A 17,443-nucleotide genomic window follows, 5' to 3' on the forward strand; every position below is an offset into this window, starting at 1 on the left:
TGCGGGACTACAAAGCCGGGGAGAGTCGTGACGAAGGGAAGCCGATGGCCTACGACCTGATCACCATGGGACGGATCGGAGTGGACCTCTACCCGTTGCAAGCCGGTGTCCCGCTCGCCCAGGTGTCGTCCTTCGGCAAGTTCCTCGGCGGGTCGGCGACGAACGTCGCGGTCGCCGCGGCCCGGCTCGGCCGGAACACCGCCGTGATCACCCGGACGGGCGACGACCCGTTCGGCGCCTATCTGCACGAGGCGCTGCGCGGCTTCGGCGTCGACGACCGCTGGGTCACCCCGGTCCCCGGCCTGCCGACCCCCGTCACCTTCTGCGAGGTCTTCCCGCCGGACGACTTCCCGCTCTACTTCTACCGGCAGCCCAAGGCGCCCGACCTGGAGATCGACGCCCACGACCTGGACCTCGACGCCATCCGCGAGGCGCGGATCTTCTGGGTCACCGGCACCGGACTGAGCGAGGAACCCAGCCGTACGGCCACCCTCGCGGCCCTTGCCCACCGGGCCAGGACGGGCACGACGGTCTTCGACCTCGACTGGCGGCCCATGTTCTGGACCCACCCCGACCAGGCCCGGCCCTTCTACGCCGAGGCCCTGCGCCACACCACGGTCGCCGTCGGCAATCTGGACGAGGTCGAGGTGGCGACGGGTGTGCGCGAGCCGCACGCCGCGGCCCGCGCGCTGCTGGCCGCCGGTGCCGAGATCGCCGTGGTCAAGCAGGGGCCCAAGGGAGTCCTCGCGGTCAGCGCCTCGGGCGAGTCCGCCGAGGTCCTGCCACTGCCCGTCACCGTGCTCAACGGACTCGGCGCCGGAGACGCCTTCGGCGGCTCCCTGTGCCACGGCCTCCTCGAAGGCTGGGACCTGGAGACGATCATGCGGCACGCCAATGCGGCCGGCGCCATCGTCGCCTCCCGCCTGGAGTGCTCCTCCGCGATGCCCACCCCGGACGAGGTGGCCGCCGCGCTCGCTGCCGGAGCGGTGCTGTGAGGGCCGGCCGGGTCGCGGGCACGCACACCGAGGGCGGGGACGCCGGACGCAGCCCCCGTGTCGACGTCGCCGAACTCGTCCGCATCCGCACCCGCCACCCCGAGGCGATCGCCGAGGCCGCCGTGCGCCGGGCCCGCAGGCCGCTCCTCGACGAGAACGGCAGGCTGATGATCGTCGCCGCCGACCACCCGGCCCGCGGCGCGCTCGGCGTCGGCGGCCGGGGGCTCGCCATGGCCAACCGCGCCGACCTGCTGGAACGGCTGTGCCTGGCACTGAGCCGACCCGGCGTCGACGGTGTTCTCGCCACCGCCGACATCCTCGACGACCTGCTCCTGCTCGGCGCCCTCGACCACAAGGTCGTCATGGGCTCCATGAACCGCGGCGGGCTGCAGGGCGCCAGCTTCGAGCTGGACGACCGCTTCACCGGCCACCGCCCCGAGGACATCCAGCGGCTGGGCTTCGACGCGGGCAAACTGCTGCTGCGCATCGACTACGACGACCCCGGTTCGCTGACCACCCTGGAGTCCACCGCCCGCGCCATCGACGACATGGCCGCGCGGCGGCTGCCGGTCTTCGTCGAGCCGTTCCTCAGCCGCCGCGGCCCCGAGGGGAAGCTGAGGAACGACCTGTCCGCCGAGGCGGTCACCAAGTCCATCGCCATCGCCTCCGGCCTCGGCGGCTCCTCCGCGTACACCTGGCTGAAGGTGCCCGTCACCGAGAACCCCGACGACATGGCCCGGGTCATGGAGACCTCCACCCTGCCGGCCGTGCTGCTCGGCGGCGACATCGGCGATTCGCCCGAGGAACAGGTCGCCGCCTACGAGAAGTGGCGCGGCGCGCTCCAACTCCCCACCGTGCGCGGCCTGGTGGTCGGCCGCTCGCTGCTGTATCCGGCGGACGGCGATGTGGCCGCCGCCGTGGACACCGCCGTAGGACTGCTGTGAGGGCCGTATGACCAGCACCGATCTGCATCTGCCCGAGGGCGCCACCGCGAACGCGCAGTACGCCGTCGACATCGACCCCAAGTTGGCCGGTTGGACACACAGCAGCCTGCGCGTGGTCGAGTTGGCGCCCGGCGGCAGCCATACGTTCACCACCGGCGACAGCGAGTGGATCGTGCTTCCGCTGCAAGGCGGATGTACCGTACAAATTGAGACCGCATCAACTGAGAAGGGCGAGTTCCAACTCCTGGGTCGGGAGAGCGTGTTCGCGGACGTCAGCGACTTCGCGTACGTTCCCCGGGACGCCCGGGTCCAGATCGCCTCCGGCGCGGGAGGCCGCTTCGCCCTGGCAGGAGCGAAGTGCGAGCGACGACTCCCCGCCCGCTACGGCCCCGCGCCGGAGGTCCCCGTCGAGCAGCGCGGCAGCGGCAACTGCGCCCGCCAGGTGCGGGGCTTCGCCGCGGCCGACTCCTTCGACTGCGACAGGCTGATCGCCGTCGAGGTGATCACCCCGGGCGGCAACTGGTCCTCGTACCCGCCGCACAAGCACGACGAGCACCGGCCGGGCGAGGAGTCCGAGCTGGAGGAGATCTACTACTTCGAGATCGACGGCCCGAACGGCTTCGGCTATCAGCGGGTGTTCCCCTCGCGCGCGGGCGGCTGCGACGTCCTCGCCGAGGTCCGCTCCGGCGACACCGTCCTCGTCCCCGACGGCTGGCACGGCCCGTCCATCGCCCAGCCCGGCCACGACATGTACTACCTGAACGTCATGGCGGGCCCGGGCGAGACCCGGGAGTGGCGCATCTGCTTCCACCCCGACCACACAGAGACCACAGGGGGCTACCGATGACGATCCGGCTGACCGTCGCCCAGGCGCTCGTCCGCTTCCTCGCCGCCCAGTACACCGAACGCGACGGCGAGCGGCAGCGGCTGATCGGCGCCACCTGGGGCATCTTCGGCCACGGCAATGTCGCGGGGCTCGGCCAGGCGCTGGTCGAGTACGCCGAGGTGATGCCGTATCACCAGGGCCGCAACGAGCAGTCCATGGTGCACGCGGCGGTCGGCTACGCCCGCCAGGCGGGCCGGCTGTCCACACACGCGGTGACGACGTCGATCGGACCCGGCGCCACCAACCTCGTCACCGGCGCCGCCCTCGCCACCATCAACCACCTTCCGGTCCTGCTCCTGCCCGGCGACGTCTTCGCCACCCGCCCCGCCGACCCGGTGCTGCAGCAGCTGGAGGTGCCGTACGCGGGCGATGTGTCGGTCAACGACACCCTGCGCCCGGTGTCGAGGTACTTCGACCGCGTCACCCGGCCCGAAGCCCTGATCCCGTCGGCGCTGCAGGCGATGCGGGTCCTGGCCGATCCCGTCGAGACCGGCGCGGTCACGCTCGCCCTGCCGCAGGACGTGCAGGCGGAGGCCTTCGACTGGCCGGAGGAGTTCTTCGCCGACCGCGTGTGGGCGATACGGCGGCCGGGCGCGGACCCGACGGAACTCGCGGAGGCCGTCCGGGCGATCCGGGACGCGCGCAGGCCGCTGGTGATCGCGGGCGGCGGAGTCCACCACAGCCGCGCCGAGGCGGCCCTCGCCGAGTTCGCCGAGGCCACCCGCATCCCGGTCGCCTCCACCCAGGCCGGCAAGGGCTCGCTGCGCCACGACCACCCGCAGGACGTCGGCGGCGTCGGCCACACCGGCACGGCCACCGCCGACGAACTGGCCCGCACCGCGGACCTGGTGATCGGCGTCGGCACCCGCTACACCGACTTCACCACCGCCTCCGGCACCCTCTTCGAGAACCCGGACGTCCGCTTCCTCAACCTCAACATCGCGCCCTTCGACGGTCACAAGCTGTCCGGGCTCCCGCTGGTCGCCGACGCCCGCAGCGGTCTGGGCGAGCTGACCGAGGCGCTGGTGCTGCACGGCCACCGGGTGCCGGAGCCGTACGCCCGCGAGTACACCGAGGACAAGGAGCGCTGGGAGCAGCGCGTGGACGCCTGCTTCGAGGCCGACGAGATCGACGTACGGCCGACCCAGCCGCAGGTCATCGGCGCCCTGGACGCCCTGGTGGACGAGTCCGACATCATCGTGGGCGCGGCCGGCTCGCTCCCCGGCGATCTGCACAAGCTGTGGCGGGCGCGCTCCTGCGACCAGTACCACCTGGAGTACGGCTACTCCTGCATGGGCTACGAGATCCCGGCCGCGCTCGGCGTGAAGCTCGCCGCGCCGCACCGCAACGTGTGGGCGCTGGTCGGCGACGGCACCTATCTGATGATGCCCACGGAGATCGTGACCGCCGTGCAGGAGGGCATCGCGATCAAGGTGTTGCTGGTGCAGAACCACGGGTACGCGTCCATCGGCGGGCTCTCGGAGTCGGTGGGCGGCGAGCGGTTCGGCACCGCGTACCGCTTCCAGGCCGGCGACGGGACGTACACGGGCGCCCCGCTGCCCGTCGATCTCGCCGCCAACGCGGCCAGCCTGGGCATGCGCGTGCTGCGCGCGAAAACCGTCCGGGACCTGCGCGCGGCGCTCGCCGAGGCGCGGGCCGCCGACACTCCCACATGTGTCTACGTGGAGACCGAAACGTCCGACACTGTGTCGGGCGCGCCTCCGGCGCAGGCCTGGTGGGATGTTCCTGTGGCCGAGACCGCGACCCGACCGTCGGCGGTCAAGGCACGTGAGCTGTACGAACGGCACGTCTCGACCCGACGCCGCCATCTGTAATAAGGAGTCTCTGGGCATGACGAAGATCGTCAACCACTGGATCGGCGGCAAGACCGTCGAAGGCGCGTCGGGCACGTACGGGCCGGTCACCGACCCCGCGACCGGCGCGGTCACCACGAAGGTCGCGTTCGCGTCGGTCGAGGAGGTGGACGCGGCCGTCGCGGCGGCCAAGGACGCCTTCGCCACCTGGGGCCAGTCGTCGCTGGCCCAGCGGACCACCATCCTGTTCCGGTTCCGGGCGCTGCTGGACGCCCACCGTGACGAGATCGCCGAGCTGATCACCGCCGAGCACGGCAAGGTGCACTCCGACGCGCTCGGCGAGGTCGCCCGCGGCCTGGAGATCGTCGACCTGGCCTGCGGCATCAACGTGCAGCTGAAGGGCGAGCTGTCCACGCAGGTCGCCAGCCGCGTCGACGTGGCCGCGATCCGCCAGCCGCTCGGTGTCGTCGCCGGCATCACGCCGTTCAACTTCCCGGCGATGGTCCCGATGTGGATGTTCCCGATCGCCATCGCGACCGGCAACACCTTCGTGCTCAAGCCGAGCGAGAAGGACCCGTCGGCGTCCGTCCGCATCGCCGAGCTGCTGTCCGAGGCCGGTCTGCCCGACGGCGTCTTCAACGTCCTGCACGGGGACAAGGTGGCCGTGGACCGGCTGCTGGAGCACCCGGACGTCAAGGCCGTCTCCTTCGTCGGCTCCACCCCGATCGCCCGCTACATCCACACCACCGCCTCCGCCCACGGCAAGCGCGTACAGGCCCTCGGCGGCGCCAAGAACCACATGCTGGTGCTGCCGGACGCCGACCTGGACGCGGCCGCCGACGCGGCCGTGAGCGCGGCCTACGGCTCCGCGGGCGAGCGCTGCATGGCCATCTCCGCGGTCGTCGCGGTCGGCTCCATCGGCGACGAGCTGGTCGACAAGATCCGCGAGCGCGCCGAGAAGATCAAGATCGGTCCCGGCAACGACCCGACGTCCGAGATGGGCCCGCTCATCACCAAGGTCCACCGCGACAAGGTGGCCTCCTATGTGGAGGGCGCGGCGGCCGAGGGCGCCGAGGTCGTGCTCGACGGCACCGGCCACACCGTCGAGGGCTTCGAGGACGGCCACTGGATCGGCATCTCGCTGCTCGACAAGGTGCCCACCAGCGCCAAGGCGTACCAGGACGAGATCTTCGGCCCGGTGCTGTGCGTGCTGCGCGTGGACTCGTACGACGAGGGTGTCGCGCTGATCAACGCGTCCCCCTTCGGCAACGGCACCGCGATCTTCACCCGCGACGGCGGCGCCGCCCGGCGCTTCCAGCTGGAGATCGAGGCGGGCATGGTCGGCGTGAACGTGCCGATCCCGGTGCCGGTGGGCTACCACTCCTTCGGCGGCTGGAAGGACTCGCTCTTCGGCGACCACCACATCTACGGCAACGACGGCACGCACTTCTACACCCGCGGCAAGGTCGTCACCACGCGCTGGCCCGACCCGGCCGACGCCCCCACGGGCGTGGACCTGGGCTTCCCGCGCAACCACTGAGCCCAGCCAGAACCTGTCGTCAGGCCGTCCGGATTCCGGACGGCCTGACATTTTTTTGACGCGTCGGCTGCGGTTCCCGTTCACGCAGGACGAAACGGGTGACGAAGGGGTTACGTGAAGATGACCTTTGAAACCAAGGTCACATTCGCGATGGGCTTGATGGATGTCTCTATGGGGCTTCACGGCCTGTGAATGTGATGCGACGTAAGCCCGTCGACAGGTGCGGATTTCGAAGGTAAACGGCCATTGACGCGGCGGTTTTCGTCGGGGTTCTCTATGCGGGCCGGGAGCGGACGAGACGAACGCACGACGATCCGCCGGAGGCGATAGCGCTCCCGACCCCCACCCTCAGTCGTACGAGTCGATCGGAACCGCCGCATGACCGACACGCTCCCGCAGTCCGTGGTCGACACCGCGCCCGCCCCCGCACCGGGCCTGAAGCGTTCCATCGGCGTCGTCGGCGGCACCCTGCTGACGCTGTCGTGCGTCACCCCCGCCTCCACGCTCTTCGTGATCGTGCCCGACCTGTTCTCCAGCCTGGGCACGGCGACGGCGCTGTGCATCGCCATCGGCGCACTGCTCTGCATCCCCGTGGCGTTCTGCTACTCGGAGCTGGGCACCCTCATCCCCAGTGCGGGCGGCGAGTACGCCATGGTCTCCACCCTGGCCGGCCGGCTCGCCGGCTGGCTGGCCTTCGTGATGTCGCTGCTCGTCGTGATGATCGTCCCTCCGGTCATCGCGATGGGCACCGCCGACTACCTCGCCCCGGTGGTCCACCTCGACCCGTCCCTCACGGGCGCCGGCGTGATGCTCGCGGCCACCCTCGCCGGTCTGCTGGACCTGCGCGCCAACGCCTGGATCACCGGCATCTTCCTGGTCCTTGAGGTCGTCGCCGCCGGAGTCGTCGCCCTCCTCGGCTTCACCCACGCCCAGCGCGGTGCGAGCAGCCTCGGCTCGCTGCAGGTCGCCGGTGAGCACGCGCACGTCAACCCCGTCACGGCCATGATGGTCCTCTCCGGGCTCGCCATCGCGCTCTTCGCCACCCAGGGCTTCTCCACCGCCGTCTACCTCTCCGAGGAACTGGAGAACCCGCGCCGCAACGTCGCCCGTACCGTCCTTGCGACGCTCGCCATCTCCGGCATCGTCATCCTGGTCCCGGTCGTGGCGATCACCCTGGGCGCCGGCGACCTGAAGACCCTGACCGGCGGCGACATCTCCACCATGGTCATCGCCTGGAGCAACTCGGCCGTCGGCACCTTCGTCAGCCTGTGCGTCGCCCTCGCGATCATCAACGCGGGCATCGTCATGGTCATCCAGAACTCCCGCGTCCTGTTCGCCTCCGCCCGCGACAAGGCCTGGCCCTCCCCGGTCAACAACGCCCTCTCCAAGCTCGGCCGGTTCGGCTCCCCCTGGGTCGCCACCCTCGTCGTCGGCGTCCCGGGCGCGTTCCTCTGCTTCGTCAACCTGGACACCCTCTACGGCGTCACCGGCGTCGCCGTCACCGGCCTGTACCTGCTGGTCGCGGTCGCCTCGCTGCTCGCCCGACGCGGTGCGCACGGCAGCCGGAAGGCCTGGCGGATGCCGCTGTGGCCGGCGATGCCGATCCTGCTCATCGCCGTCCTCGCCTACGTCCTGGTCGAGCAGGACCCCACGTACCTGCTGTGGACCGGTGGCATCACCGCCGTCGCCACCCTCTACTGGGCCTTCTACCTCCGCCCGCGCCGCACCACCCGCTGGCTCGTCTCCCTCCCGGAGGACGTCCTGCTCGCCGAGGCGGAGCCGCAGGCCGCCGCGAGCACCCGGCTCACCACGGCCGCACCGCTCACCGAGGGCGCGCAGGCCTGATCGGCCGGCTCAGGCGAAGTCCCACGCCCGCCCGATGCCCCGGCGCGACGACTTCCGCGACGGTGGTGGCGATCCGGATCTCCACGGCTCTTCGTACCACGTCCGAAGTACGCCGAAGCGGCCCCCTACTCCCCAAGGAGGGCCCGGGGTTCAGCCCGGCGGGAGCAGCCGTTGTCGGTGACTGCCCGTACCGTTGAGGGCATGGATCTTCGTGCGCCCCTCCGGGGGCGAATGAGGCGGCGCATGCCCTCGGTGCGAGGGCTGCTCAAGAGGCCGCGCCGGCTCGCCGCCGCCGCGGCCGCCGCCGTGGTGCTGGCCGGCGCCGGCACGTGGACGGCGGCCGTCGCCTCGGACGACACGCCGACGCCGCGCGAGAGCGACCAGGTCATGGCGGTCGACGGCGTGCGCCTGGACACCTCCTTCTTCGCCCCGGCCGATCGCGGCCGCCACCCGGCGGTCCTGCTGGCGCACGGCTTCGGCGGCAGCAAGGACGACGTGCGCGGCCAGGCCGAGGACCTCGCCCGCCACGGCTACGCGGTCCTGACCTGGTCCGCGCGCGGCTTCGGCAAGTCCACCGGCAAGATCGGGCTCAACGACCCCGAGGCCGAGGTCGCCGACGTCTCCCGCCTCATCGACTGGCTGGCCGAGCGCCCCGAGGTCCAGCTCGACAGACCGGGCGACCCGCGCGTGGGCGTGGCCGGCGGCTCCTACGGCGGCGCGATCTCCCTGCTCGCCGCCGGATACGACCACCGGGTCGACGCCATCGCCCCGGCCATCACCTACTGGAACCTCGCCGACGCCCTGTTCCCGAACGGCGTGTTCAAGAAGCTGTGGGCTGGCGTCTTCTTCAACACCGGCGGCGGCTGCGCCCGTTTCGAGCCCGCGCTGTGCCGGATGTACGACAGGGTCGCCGAGTCCGGCACCCCGGACGCGGCCGCCCGGCGACTCCTCCAGGAGCGCTCGCCGTCCGCCGTCGGCTCCCGCATCAAGGTGCCCACGCTGCTGATGCAGGGCCAGACGGACTCCCTGTTCACCCTCGCCCAGTCCGACGCGGCCGAGCGGGCGATCCGGGCGAACGGCGCCCCCGTGGACGTCGACTGGATCGCCGGCGGCCATGACGGCGGCGACATGGAGACCGACCGGGTCCAGGCACGCGTGCGTGCGTGGTTCGACCGCTATCTGAAGGGCGACACGAGCGCGGGCACCGGCCCGGCCTTCCGGATCACCCGCACCGGCGGCGTCAACTCGGGCGACGGCACGGCCCAGCTGCGCGGCGCGAGCGCCGCCGCCTACCCCGGTCTGCGCGCCCACCCGCGCGCCGTCGCCCTGACCGGCGACGCCCAGCACATCACCAACCCGGCCGGCGCCAGCCCGCCCGGCGTCTCCGCGCTGCCCGGCCTCGGCGGCTCCGGCGGCCTGACCCAGCTGTCCGCGCTCGGCCTCGGCGTCTCCCTCGACTTCCCCGGCCAGTACGCCCGGTTCGACTCCGCGCCGCTCCGCCGCGACCTGCAGATCACCGGCACCCCGACCGCCACCGTCCACATCACCTCGACCGGCGGCGACGCCGTCCTCTTCGGCAAGGTCTACGACGTCGGCCCCGACGGCACCCAGCAGGTGCTGCCCGAGCAGCTCGTCGCCCCCTTCCGGGTGACCGGCGCCGAGGCCGGCAAGGACGTCACGCTCACCCTCCCGGCGATCGACCACCAGGTGCAGAAGGGCCACCGCCTGCGCCTGGTCCTCGCCTCCACCGACCTCGGCTACGCCTCACCGGCCGCCCCGGCCACCTACACCGTCTCCCTCGGGGGAGGCCTGAGCGTGCCGACGGCACCCGCCGTCACCACCGCCGCGGCACCCCTGCCCGCCTGGGTGTGGTGGCTGCCGGCGGCCGGCGCGGCCGTCGCGCTGGCCCTGCTGCTCACCGCCCGCCGCCGCACGGCCGCCCCGGCGCCGGACCCGGAGCTGGCCGAAGTCCCGCTGGTGATCCAGGACTTGAGCAAGCGGTACGCGAAGTCCGCCGACCGGTACGCGGTGCGCGAGCTGTCCTTCCGTGTCGAGAAGGGCCAGGTGCTCGGCCTGCTCGGACCCAACGGCGCGGGCAAGACCACCACCCTGCGCATGCTGATGGGCCTGATCGCCCCGGACGACGGCGAGATCCGGGTCTTCGGCCACGCCGTCCGGCCCGGCGCTCCGGTGCTGTCCAGGGTCGGCGCCTTCGTGGAGGGCGCGGGCTTCCTGCCGCATCTGTCCGGCCGGGAGAACCTGGAGCTGTACTGGCGGGCCACCGGCCGCCCGCCCGAGGACGCCCATCTGGACGAAGCCCTGCAGATCGCCGGCCTCGGCGACGCCCTCGCCCGTGCGGTGCGCACCTACTCCCAGGGCATGCGCCAGCGCCTCGCCATCGCCCAGGCCATGCTCGGCCTGCCCGATCTGCTCATCCTCGACGAGCCCACCAACGGTCTCGACCCGCCGCAGATCCGCGAGATGCGCGAGGTGATGATCCGCTACGCGGCCGCCGGCCGCACGGTGATCGTCTCCAGCCATCTCCTCGCCGAGGTCGAGCAGTCCTGCACGCACCTGGTGGTGATGGACCGCGGGCGGCTCGTCCAGGCCGGCCCCGTCCGGGAGATCATCGGCTCCGGCGACACCCTGCTCGTCGGCACCGCCACGCCGTTGCAGGAGCCGGTCGTGGAGAAGGTGGCCGCGCTGCCCGGCGTCGCCTCCGCCGTCTGCACCGACGACGGGCTGCTGGTCCGGCTGGACGCCGGCGGCACGGCCGAGCGGCTGGTCGTGGAGCTGGTGCGGCTGGACGTGCCGGTCGCCTCGGTCGGCCCGCACCGGCGCCTGGAAGACGCCTTCCTCACCCTGATAGGAGGTTCCGCATGAGCACGCTCACCGAGGCCGCCTCCGGTTATCAGACGCGGCACACCCTGCCCCTGCGGGTCGAACTGGTCCGCCAGCTCAAGCGGCGCCGCACGCTGGTCATGGGCGCCATCCTCGTGCTGCTGCCGTTCGTGCTGCTGATCGCCTTCGCGATCGGCGGCGACCCGGCCGCCCGCAACGGCCAGATCACCCTGATGAGCACGGCCACCGCCTCCGGCGCCAACTTCGTCGCGGTGAACCTGTTCGTCTCGGCCGGCTTCCTGCTGGTGATCCCGGTCGCCCTGTTCTGTGGGGACACCGTCGCCTCCGAGGCCGGCTGGTCCTCCCTGCGCTATCTGCTCGCCGCGCCCGTGCCCCGCGCCCGGCTGCTGTGGTCCAAGCTGGTCGTGGCGCTCGGGCTGAGCCTCGCCGCGATGATCCTGCTCCCGGTGGTCGCTCTCGCGGTGGGTACGGCGGCCTACGGCTGGGGTCCGCTGCAGATCCCCACCGGCGGTGCGCTCGACGCCGGGACGGCGGTGCAGCGGCTCGCGGTGGCGGTGGCGTACATCTTCGTGTCCCAACTGGTCACCGCGGGGCTCGCGTTCTGGCTGTCCACGAAGACGGACGCCCCGCTCGGCGCGGTCGGCGGCGCGGTCGGCCTGACGATCGTGGGCAACGTCCTGGACGCCGTCACCGCGCTCGGCCACTGGCGTGACTTCCTGCCCGCGCACTGGCAGTTCGCCTGGGGCGACATCGTGCAGCCGCACCCCGAGTTCTCCGGCATGGTCCAGGGCACGGCGATCTCCCTGAGCTACGCATTCGTGCTCTTCGCCCTGGCCTTCAGAGGATTCGCCCGCAAGGACGTGGTGTCATAGTTTTCTTTTCAGCTGCTTTTGGGCTGGAATATTGGCTGTCTCATGCTTGGCACACCATACGATCAATCGATTCGCCGACCTGATGCAAATCCCTCTGAGGAATTCCGAGAAATGCGCTTCTTCACTCCCGCAGTATTCATGCGTATGGAGTAGTGCGTCACTTTGGCCGGACTGTGGACTGCTATGTTCTGCGTCTGTCGGATCAGAGGTAACTTCAAGTGAGGTGAATCATGAAGAAGGCAGTTTTTACAACTGCGGCGTTGGCCATCGGTGCGAGTCTGGTGGGTGGCTCCGCCGTCGCGGCGTCGGCCGCCACGAAGGCGCCTGCCCACGAGACCGGCCCGCTCGGCCTCATGTCCCAGACCGAGGTGACCCCGGCCCTCGTGCCCGCGGCGGACACCGTGATGCGCGTGGCCAAGCAGGGCAACATCACCAAGGGCAGTGCGTTCGACCAGAACCAGTCGTCGACGGTCACCGGCACCAACAAGGCGGCGAAAGTCTCCGGCGTATACCTGGACGGGATGGGCCGGAGCGGCACCAAGAAGCCCGCAATTCCGCTGAAGAATCCGGTCGGAACCGGCTCCGTTCAGCTCCACCCGCTGAACGGCCCCACCAGCGCCGGTCTCGGTAGCCTGCTCAACCAGAGGTGACCGGAATTCTGACTCTCTGATCCGGTTCTCGTCCGCCGCAGACCGACACCGCACCACCGCGGGACGGACCCGCGGTGGCCCCCTGGTACGACCCACGTCCGGCGCCTCGAAGGCACAGCCCCCGAGGATGCGGCCGGACCAGAGGCTCTGCGCCCGCCCGGCGTCCGTTGCGTGCCGGGGATTACGCCTCAAGCCTGTCCGGCCCACTGGATTCCTCCTTGCCAGTGGGCCGGACGCACGTCGGCATTCATTCCGATGCATGCGGTTCGGGCGAAAGAGCGCATGAAGTCGTTCCGCCATCCGGTGGAATCCGTACCGTATGGGTAGTGTCCGCGTGACTTTTCGCCACATATTTCGGTTTCTTGCTATGTAAGCGCGGCTTACCGTGAATCCAGGAAGGAACCGAGTTGACCAGGAAGTTCGCGGTCATCACTGCACTCGCCCTTGGTGCTGTCTGCGGCAGCGCCGGCGTTGCCTCCGCCCACTCGAACACGACCAACGCCACTGGTGGCAACGGCTTCGCGGAGTCCCCGGTCGTCGTGAACGCCCCTCAGCAGGGCGTGGTTGTCGTCAACGGCTCGCTCATCGACGGACGCTGCATCGCGCCGTGGTCCAACGGTGCCGTGCTCGGCGGTGTCGTTCCGCCGAACTCGCATTACGCCGCCTGTGACACGGCGGCCGTGAATCAGGCGCAGAACGCCCCGTACGCCGGCGGCCTGCTCTTCTGACTCCTGCTCCGAGTATTTCCGAGCAGGCGAACCCCTCAAAACGCAGTCCGGAAAGGACATCTCATGCGTAACAAGGTTACGGCCCTCTCCGCCCTCGCCGCAGGTGTCGTCCTGGCGGCCGCCGGCACCGCCGCAGCCGACAACTGCACGACCGTCACCGGTGGCAACGGCTTCTCGTCGTCCCCCGTCGTCGTGAACGCCCCGCAGCAGGGCGCCGTCGTCTCCAACGGCGAGCTGGTCGACCTCCGTTGTGTCGCGCCGTGGTCGAACGGTGCCGTCCTCGGTGGCGTCGCCGCGCCGAACTCGCACTACGCCGCCTGCAACACGGCGGCCGTGAACCAGCAGCAGAACGCCCCGTACGCCGGCGGCCTGCTCTTCTGACCCCCCTTTGCGCTCCGGTCCATCCGGAGCAGGGCGGGGGCGTCAGCAGACGTCCCCGCCCGCACCGCCCCTCCCACCCGAAAGGCGCATGTCATGCGTAACAAGGTTACGGCCCTCTCCGTCCTGGCTGCGGGCCTCGTTCTGGCGGCCGGCGGCACCGCTGCGGCCGACGACACCAACACCACCGTCACCGGCGGCAACGGCTTCTCGGAGTCCCCGGTCGTCGTGAACGCCCCTCAGCAGGGCCTGGTCATCTCGAACGGTTCGCTGGTCGACGGCCGCTGCATCGCGCCGTGGTCGAACGGCGCCGTCCTCGGTGGCGTCGTCGCCCCGAACTCGCACTACGCCGCCTGCAACACGGCCACGGTCGACCAGTCGCAGAACGCCGGCTACGCCGGTGGCCTGCTGTTCTGATCAGTCTTCCCCCTGGCGGCCCGCCGATCTTCGGCGGGCCGCCATTTGTTTTTCTTCAGGTTCCGAAGGTTCCGAAAGAGTTCCGAAAACACCGAAGGCCGGCTCCGTGGGACGGAGCCGACCCGAATGGCCCGGTGCGTGCGCGTCTCTACTTGACGACCGGAAGCTTGCCCGGAAGCTTGGCAGGGCTCTTTCCGTTGAGGGGATTCGGCAGGGTGCGGCCGAAGACGGGGGTCTGGACGATGCCCGACTCCTTCACGCCCTGCGTCGCTCCCCTGACGTTCTCGGTCAGGGCGCCCGTCGGGATCTCGGCTGCGTTGGGGATCGATCGGGTGACCGTCTTCCCGTCCTCGAGGAGGCCCTGCGCCGGCAGGTTCCCGGCGACGGCGGGCGTCGCGGTACCGGCGATGGCCAGGGTGCCGACCACAAGGGCGGCAGCCTTCAGATTCTTCATTGTTTTCCTTTCGTACGCAGCTCGGGTCACCGGAGGGGACTCGCTCCTCGAGGCATCGCGAGTGCCTGGGATCTCGCTTCCAACGGGCTAACGAGACAGAGACAGCGCGGGAAACTCCGGCACCGGCAAGTTCCCGGAACTCATACATCCTGAATGGCCGCGCGGAATTCTCATCGGATTATCGGCCCTGCAGCTCATCGGCGACCGGTGGGGCCAAGTGAGTGATCTTGTACGAGGAATATCCCCCTGATGGTGGCGCACATTCCGACACAGGTGACGGGTTCGTAGAAAAAGACGGATAAGAGGTTAGTGTTGCATCTGAATCCAACGCGTTTTATGCCGAACCTACGATCACACCCATTGTGCTGGGTTCGGAATGTTTCTTCGGAAGGGAAGCCTCGGTCATGCGCATTCCCCTCGGTTCCGTCCCGCACCGTGCGACGCGGTCCACTGCACGCGAGCCGCACGTCCTGCACGTAACTCAGCCGGTCGAGGGCGGTGTCGCCCGGTTCGTGACGGACCTCGCGACGGCGCAGCTCGCCGCGGGGCTGCGCGTCACCGTGGCCTGCCCGCGAGGCGGCACGCTGGCGAACGCACTGCGTGCGGCGGGCTGCAGGGTGCTGCCCTGGGAAGCGACCCGCTCACCGGGGACCCGACTCCCCGGCGAGGTGGGCCGGCTGGCCCGGATCGTGCGCGAGGTGCGGCCCGATGTGCTGCATGCGCACAGCGCGAAGGCCGGGCTCGCGACGCGGCTCGCGGTACGCGGCCGGCTCCCCACCGTCTTCCAGCCGCACGCCTGGTCGTTCGAGGCCGTGGACGGCGTGATGGCCCAAGCGGCCCTGCAGTGGGAGCAGTTCGCGGCGCGCTGGGCCACGCGCGTGCTGTGCGTGAGCGAGGCGGAACGCCGTACCGGTGAACAGCACGGCATCGCCGCCCGGTGGGAGGTGATCCCCAACGGCGTCGACACGAGCAGGTTCCAGCCGGAGGGGGACGTCGCCCGTTCCGCGGCCGGCCCCCTCGTCGTGTGCGTGGGACGGCTGTGCCGCCAAAAGGGCCAGGACGTGCTCCTTCGGGCCTGGCCCGCCGTGGTGCGGCAACTGCCCTCCGCCCGGCTGGTACTGGTCGGCGACGGCCCGGACGCGGCCGCCCTGCGCGCCGCCGCTCCCGCCTCGGTGGAGTTCGCCGGCCCGGCACGCGACGCCGCCCCCTGGTACCGGGCCGCCGACGTGGTGGTCCTGCCCTCCCGCTGGGAGGGCATGGCGCTCGTCCCCCTGGAGGCCATGGCGTGCGGTCGGCCGGTCCTCGTCACGGACGTGGACGGAGCGCGCGAGAGCCTGCCGCCCGGCCACCTGCCGCACTGCGTGGTGCCGCCGGAGGACCCGGACACGCTGGCACGGGCGCTGGCCGCGCTGCTGCTGCGCGGGCCGCTGCGCGCGGCCCTGGGCGCACAGGGCCGCGCCCATGTGCTCGCCGCCCACGACGTACAGCAGACCGCGGACGCGGTCACCGACGTGTACCGCGAACTGCTCGGCATCGTCACCACACCGGTCGTGGTACCCAACCAGAGCAGAGAGTCCATCACCACATGACTGCGGAAAGCACTGTTCCCCCTCCTGCCGGGGGGTCCCGGGCGAGGGCGCGCGCCGTCGCCCTCCTCGACCCGCTCGGCGCCGCCACCGGACCCGGGCTGCCCGCCGGGCGAGGGCCCCACCGCCCGCGGCGGACCTCCTGGACGCCCCTGTTGATCGCCGACCTCGGCGCCACCCTGCTGGGCGCCCTGGCCGTGCCGGAGTCCCAGCGGCACCCGCTGCTCATCGCCTTCCTGGGGCTGTGCGTGATCGGCCTGAACCGTCGGGCCCTGCTCTACGACACCTCGGACGTCCCCGGCGTGGTGGAGGAACTCCCCTCCGTCTGCGGGCGCATCGCCGTCTGCTGGGCGGTCGCCGCGGCGCTCTCCCCGCTGCGGCAGCTCCCGCCGACCGTGCTCGCCGCCGCGTGCGCCGTGCACTGTCTGACGGCCTGCGCGGGCCGCGAGGCGGTGCACGGGCGCCGGCGCAGCGCGCTCAGGCGCCGGCCCCGCCCCGCGCTGGTGGTGGGCCCGCTGCCGGCGGCCCTGCGGGTCGCCGGCGCGCTGCAGCGCAGCAAGGGCTGCGGCACGTGGCCGGTGGGACTGGTCGCCGACGCACCGGCCGTCGTCACCGAGGCCGCCGACCGGCCCGCGCTGCCGGTGCTCACCACGCGCGAGGAGGCGCATCGCGCGCTCATCCAGAACGGTGTCGAGACGGTGCTCGTCGTGGGGCCCGCGGCCCGGGTGCACCGGGCCCCGCTGCTGCGGGAACTCGCCGCGTTCGGCTGTGTGCTGTGGGAGGTCGACGCGGACTCACCGGCGTACGGTTCGCGCGGGCGGTGCGGGCGGGCGGGGCATCTGGTGGGCTTCTCCCGCAGGCTGCTCAGCCCGGGCGCCCGGCGGCGCGGCGACGGTGCCGGCAAGCGGGTGCTCGACGTGGTGCTCGCCGGTTCGCTGCTGCTGCTCGCCGGCCCGGTGCTCGGGGTGTGCGCGGCCGTGCTGAGGTTCACCGAGGGGCCGGGCGTGGTGTTCCGGCAGGAGCGCATCGGCAAGGACGGACGGCCGTTCACGATGCTGAAGCTGCGCACCCTCAGGCCCGCCAGCGCGCACGAGGCCGCGACCCGCTGGAGCGTGGCGGACGCGGAGGACATGAGCCGCTTCTGCCAGTTCCTGCGCCGCACCTCGCTGGACGAGCTGCTCCAGCTGTGGAACGTCGTCCGCGGCGACATGAGCCTGGTCGGACCGCGACCCGAACGCCCCTACTTCGTCACCAAGTTCAGCCAGGCCCACCCGGGCTACCCGGCGCGCCACCGGATGCGGACCGGCATCACCGGACTCGCCCAGATCCATGGGCTGCGCGGCGACACCTCGATCGAGGACCGCTGCCGTTTCGACAACGCCTACATCGACAACTGGTCGCTGTGGCAGGACATCTGCATCCTGGTGCGCACGGCCGTGCTGTTCGTACGGCCGACGGGGAGCTGAGCACCG

Annotated in this window: 15 protein-coding genes; 14 read left to right on the top strand and 1 reads right to left on the bottom strand. The window is 71.3% G+C overall.

What is annotated here, in order from left to right; all coding sequences use genetic code 11:
- The first annotated feature begins 44 nt into the window (after window positions 1–44).
- The 12 genes from iolC (at window position 45) to AQI95_RS37460 (ending at window position 13,931) form a co-directional block, all read left to right on the top strand.
- Window positions 45–995, top strand: coding sequence for a 5-dehydro-2-deoxygluconokinase (iolC, locus tag AQI95_RS37405; protein WP_067134782.1), 951 nt, complete (start codon window positions 45–47; stop codon window positions 993–995).
- Window positions 996–1,078: 83 nt separating this feature from the next.
- Entirely contained in the window at window positions 1,079–1,939 is an 861-nt protein-coding gene (locus AQI95_RS37410; protein WP_067134979.1) for a Cgl0159 family (beta/alpha)8-fold protein, read from the top strand.
- Window positions 1,940–1,946: 7 nt separating this feature from the next.
- On the top strand, window positions 1,947–2,786 hold the full coding sequence (gene iolB / locus AQI95_RS37415) for a 5-deoxy-glucuronate isomerase (RefSeq protein ID WP_067134784.1): 840 nt from the start codon (window positions 1,947–1,949) through the stop codon (window positions 2,784–2,786).
- Complete coding sequence (gene iolD, locus AQI95_RS37420) at window positions 2,783–4,660, top strand: 3D-(3,5/4)-trihydroxycyclohexane-1,2-dione acylhydrolase (decyclizing) (protein ID WP_067134786.1); 1,878 nt, start codon at window positions 2,783–2,785, stop codon at window positions 4,658–4,660. Before iolB ends, iolD begins: the two co-directional genes overlap by 4 nt.
- 16 nt (window positions 4,661–4,676) lie before the next feature.
- Window positions 4,677–6,179, top strand: coding sequence for a CoA-acylating methylmalonate-semialdehyde dehydrogenase (gene mmsA, locus AQI95_RS37425; RefSeq protein ID WP_067134788.1), 1,503 nt, complete (start codon window positions 4,677–4,679; stop codon window positions 6,177–6,179).
- A 378-nt stretch (window positions 6,180–6,557) separates the two neighbouring features.
- Window positions 6,558–8,024 (top strand): APC family permease, encoded by a 1,467-nt coding sequence (locus AQI95_RS37430; RefSeq protein WP_079071785.1) that lies wholly within the window; start codon window positions 6,558–6,560, stop codon window positions 8,022–8,024.
- A gap of 243 nt (window positions 8,025–8,267) precedes the next feature.
- Complete coding sequence (locus AQI95_RS37435) at window positions 8,268–10,907, top strand: alpha/beta fold hydrolase (protein ID WP_425264951.1); 2,640 nt, start codon at window positions 8,268–8,270, stop codon at window positions 10,905–10,907.
- Entirely contained in the window at window positions 10,904–11,758 is an 855-nt protein-coding gene (locus AQI95_RS37440) for an ABC transporter permease (protein ID WP_067134792.1), read from the top strand. The genes AQI95_RS37435 and AQI95_RS37440 overlap by 4 nt, the downstream gene beginning before the upstream one ends.
- Before the next feature lie 230 nt (window positions 11,759–11,988).
- Window positions 11,989–12,408: a hypothetical protein gene (locus tag AQI95_RS37445; RefSeq protein WP_244188967.1), complete on the top strand. Its 420-nt coding sequence runs from the start codon at window positions 11,989–11,991 to the stop codon at window positions 12,406–12,408.
- 407 nt (window positions 12,409–12,815) lie between these two features.
- The gene (locus tag AQI95_RS37450; protein WP_067134794.1) at window positions 12,816–13,136 is read left to right on the top strand and encodes a hypothetical protein; all 321 of its coding nucleotides are present in this window, start codon (window positions 12,816–12,818) and stop codon (window positions 13,134–13,136) included.
- A 63-nt stretch (window positions 13,137–13,199) separates the two neighbouring features.
- Entirely contained in the window at window positions 13,200–13,517 is a 318-nt protein-coding gene (locus AQI95_RS37455; RefSeq protein WP_067134796.1) for a hypothetical protein, read from the top strand.
- A gap of 93 nt (window positions 13,518–13,610) precedes the next feature.
- Window positions 13,611–13,931, top strand: a complete 321-nt coding sequence (locus tag AQI95_RS37460) for a hypothetical protein (protein ID WP_067134797.1) — start codon at window positions 13,611–13,613, stop codon at window positions 13,929–13,931.
- A 148-nt stretch (window positions 13,932–14,079) separates the two neighbouring features.
- On the opposite strand, the gene AQI95_RS37465 is transcribed toward AQI95_RS37460, so the two are convergent.
- Window positions 14,080–14,385 carry a hypothetical protein gene (locus tag AQI95_RS37465; protein WP_067134799.1) on the bottom strand — a complete coding sequence of 102 codons (306 nt, stop codon included), beginning with the start codon at window positions 14,383–14,385 and terminating at the stop codon, window positions 14,080–14,082.
- A 404-nt stretch (window positions 14,386–14,789) separates the two neighbouring features.
- Here AQI95_RS37465 and AQI95_RS37470 point away from each other — a divergent pair, with 404 nt between their 5' ends.
- A complete protein-coding gene (locus tag AQI95_RS37470) occupies window positions 14,790–15,974 on the top strand; it encodes a glycosyltransferase family 4 protein (protein WP_067134801.1) in 1,185 nt (394 codons plus the stop codon).
- Entirely contained in the window at window positions 15,971–17,437 is a 1,467-nt protein-coding gene (locus AQI95_RS37475; RefSeq protein WP_067134803.1) for a sugar transferase, read from the top strand. Before AQI95_RS37470 ends, AQI95_RS37475 begins: the two co-directional genes overlap by 4 nt.
- Window positions 17,438–17,443 lie beyond the last annotated feature (6 nt).

This window comes from Streptomyces yokosukanensis, assembly GCF_001514035.1.
GTDB lineage: Bacteria > Actinomycetota > Actinomycetes > Streptomycetales > Streptomycetaceae > Streptomyces > Streptomyces yokosukanensis.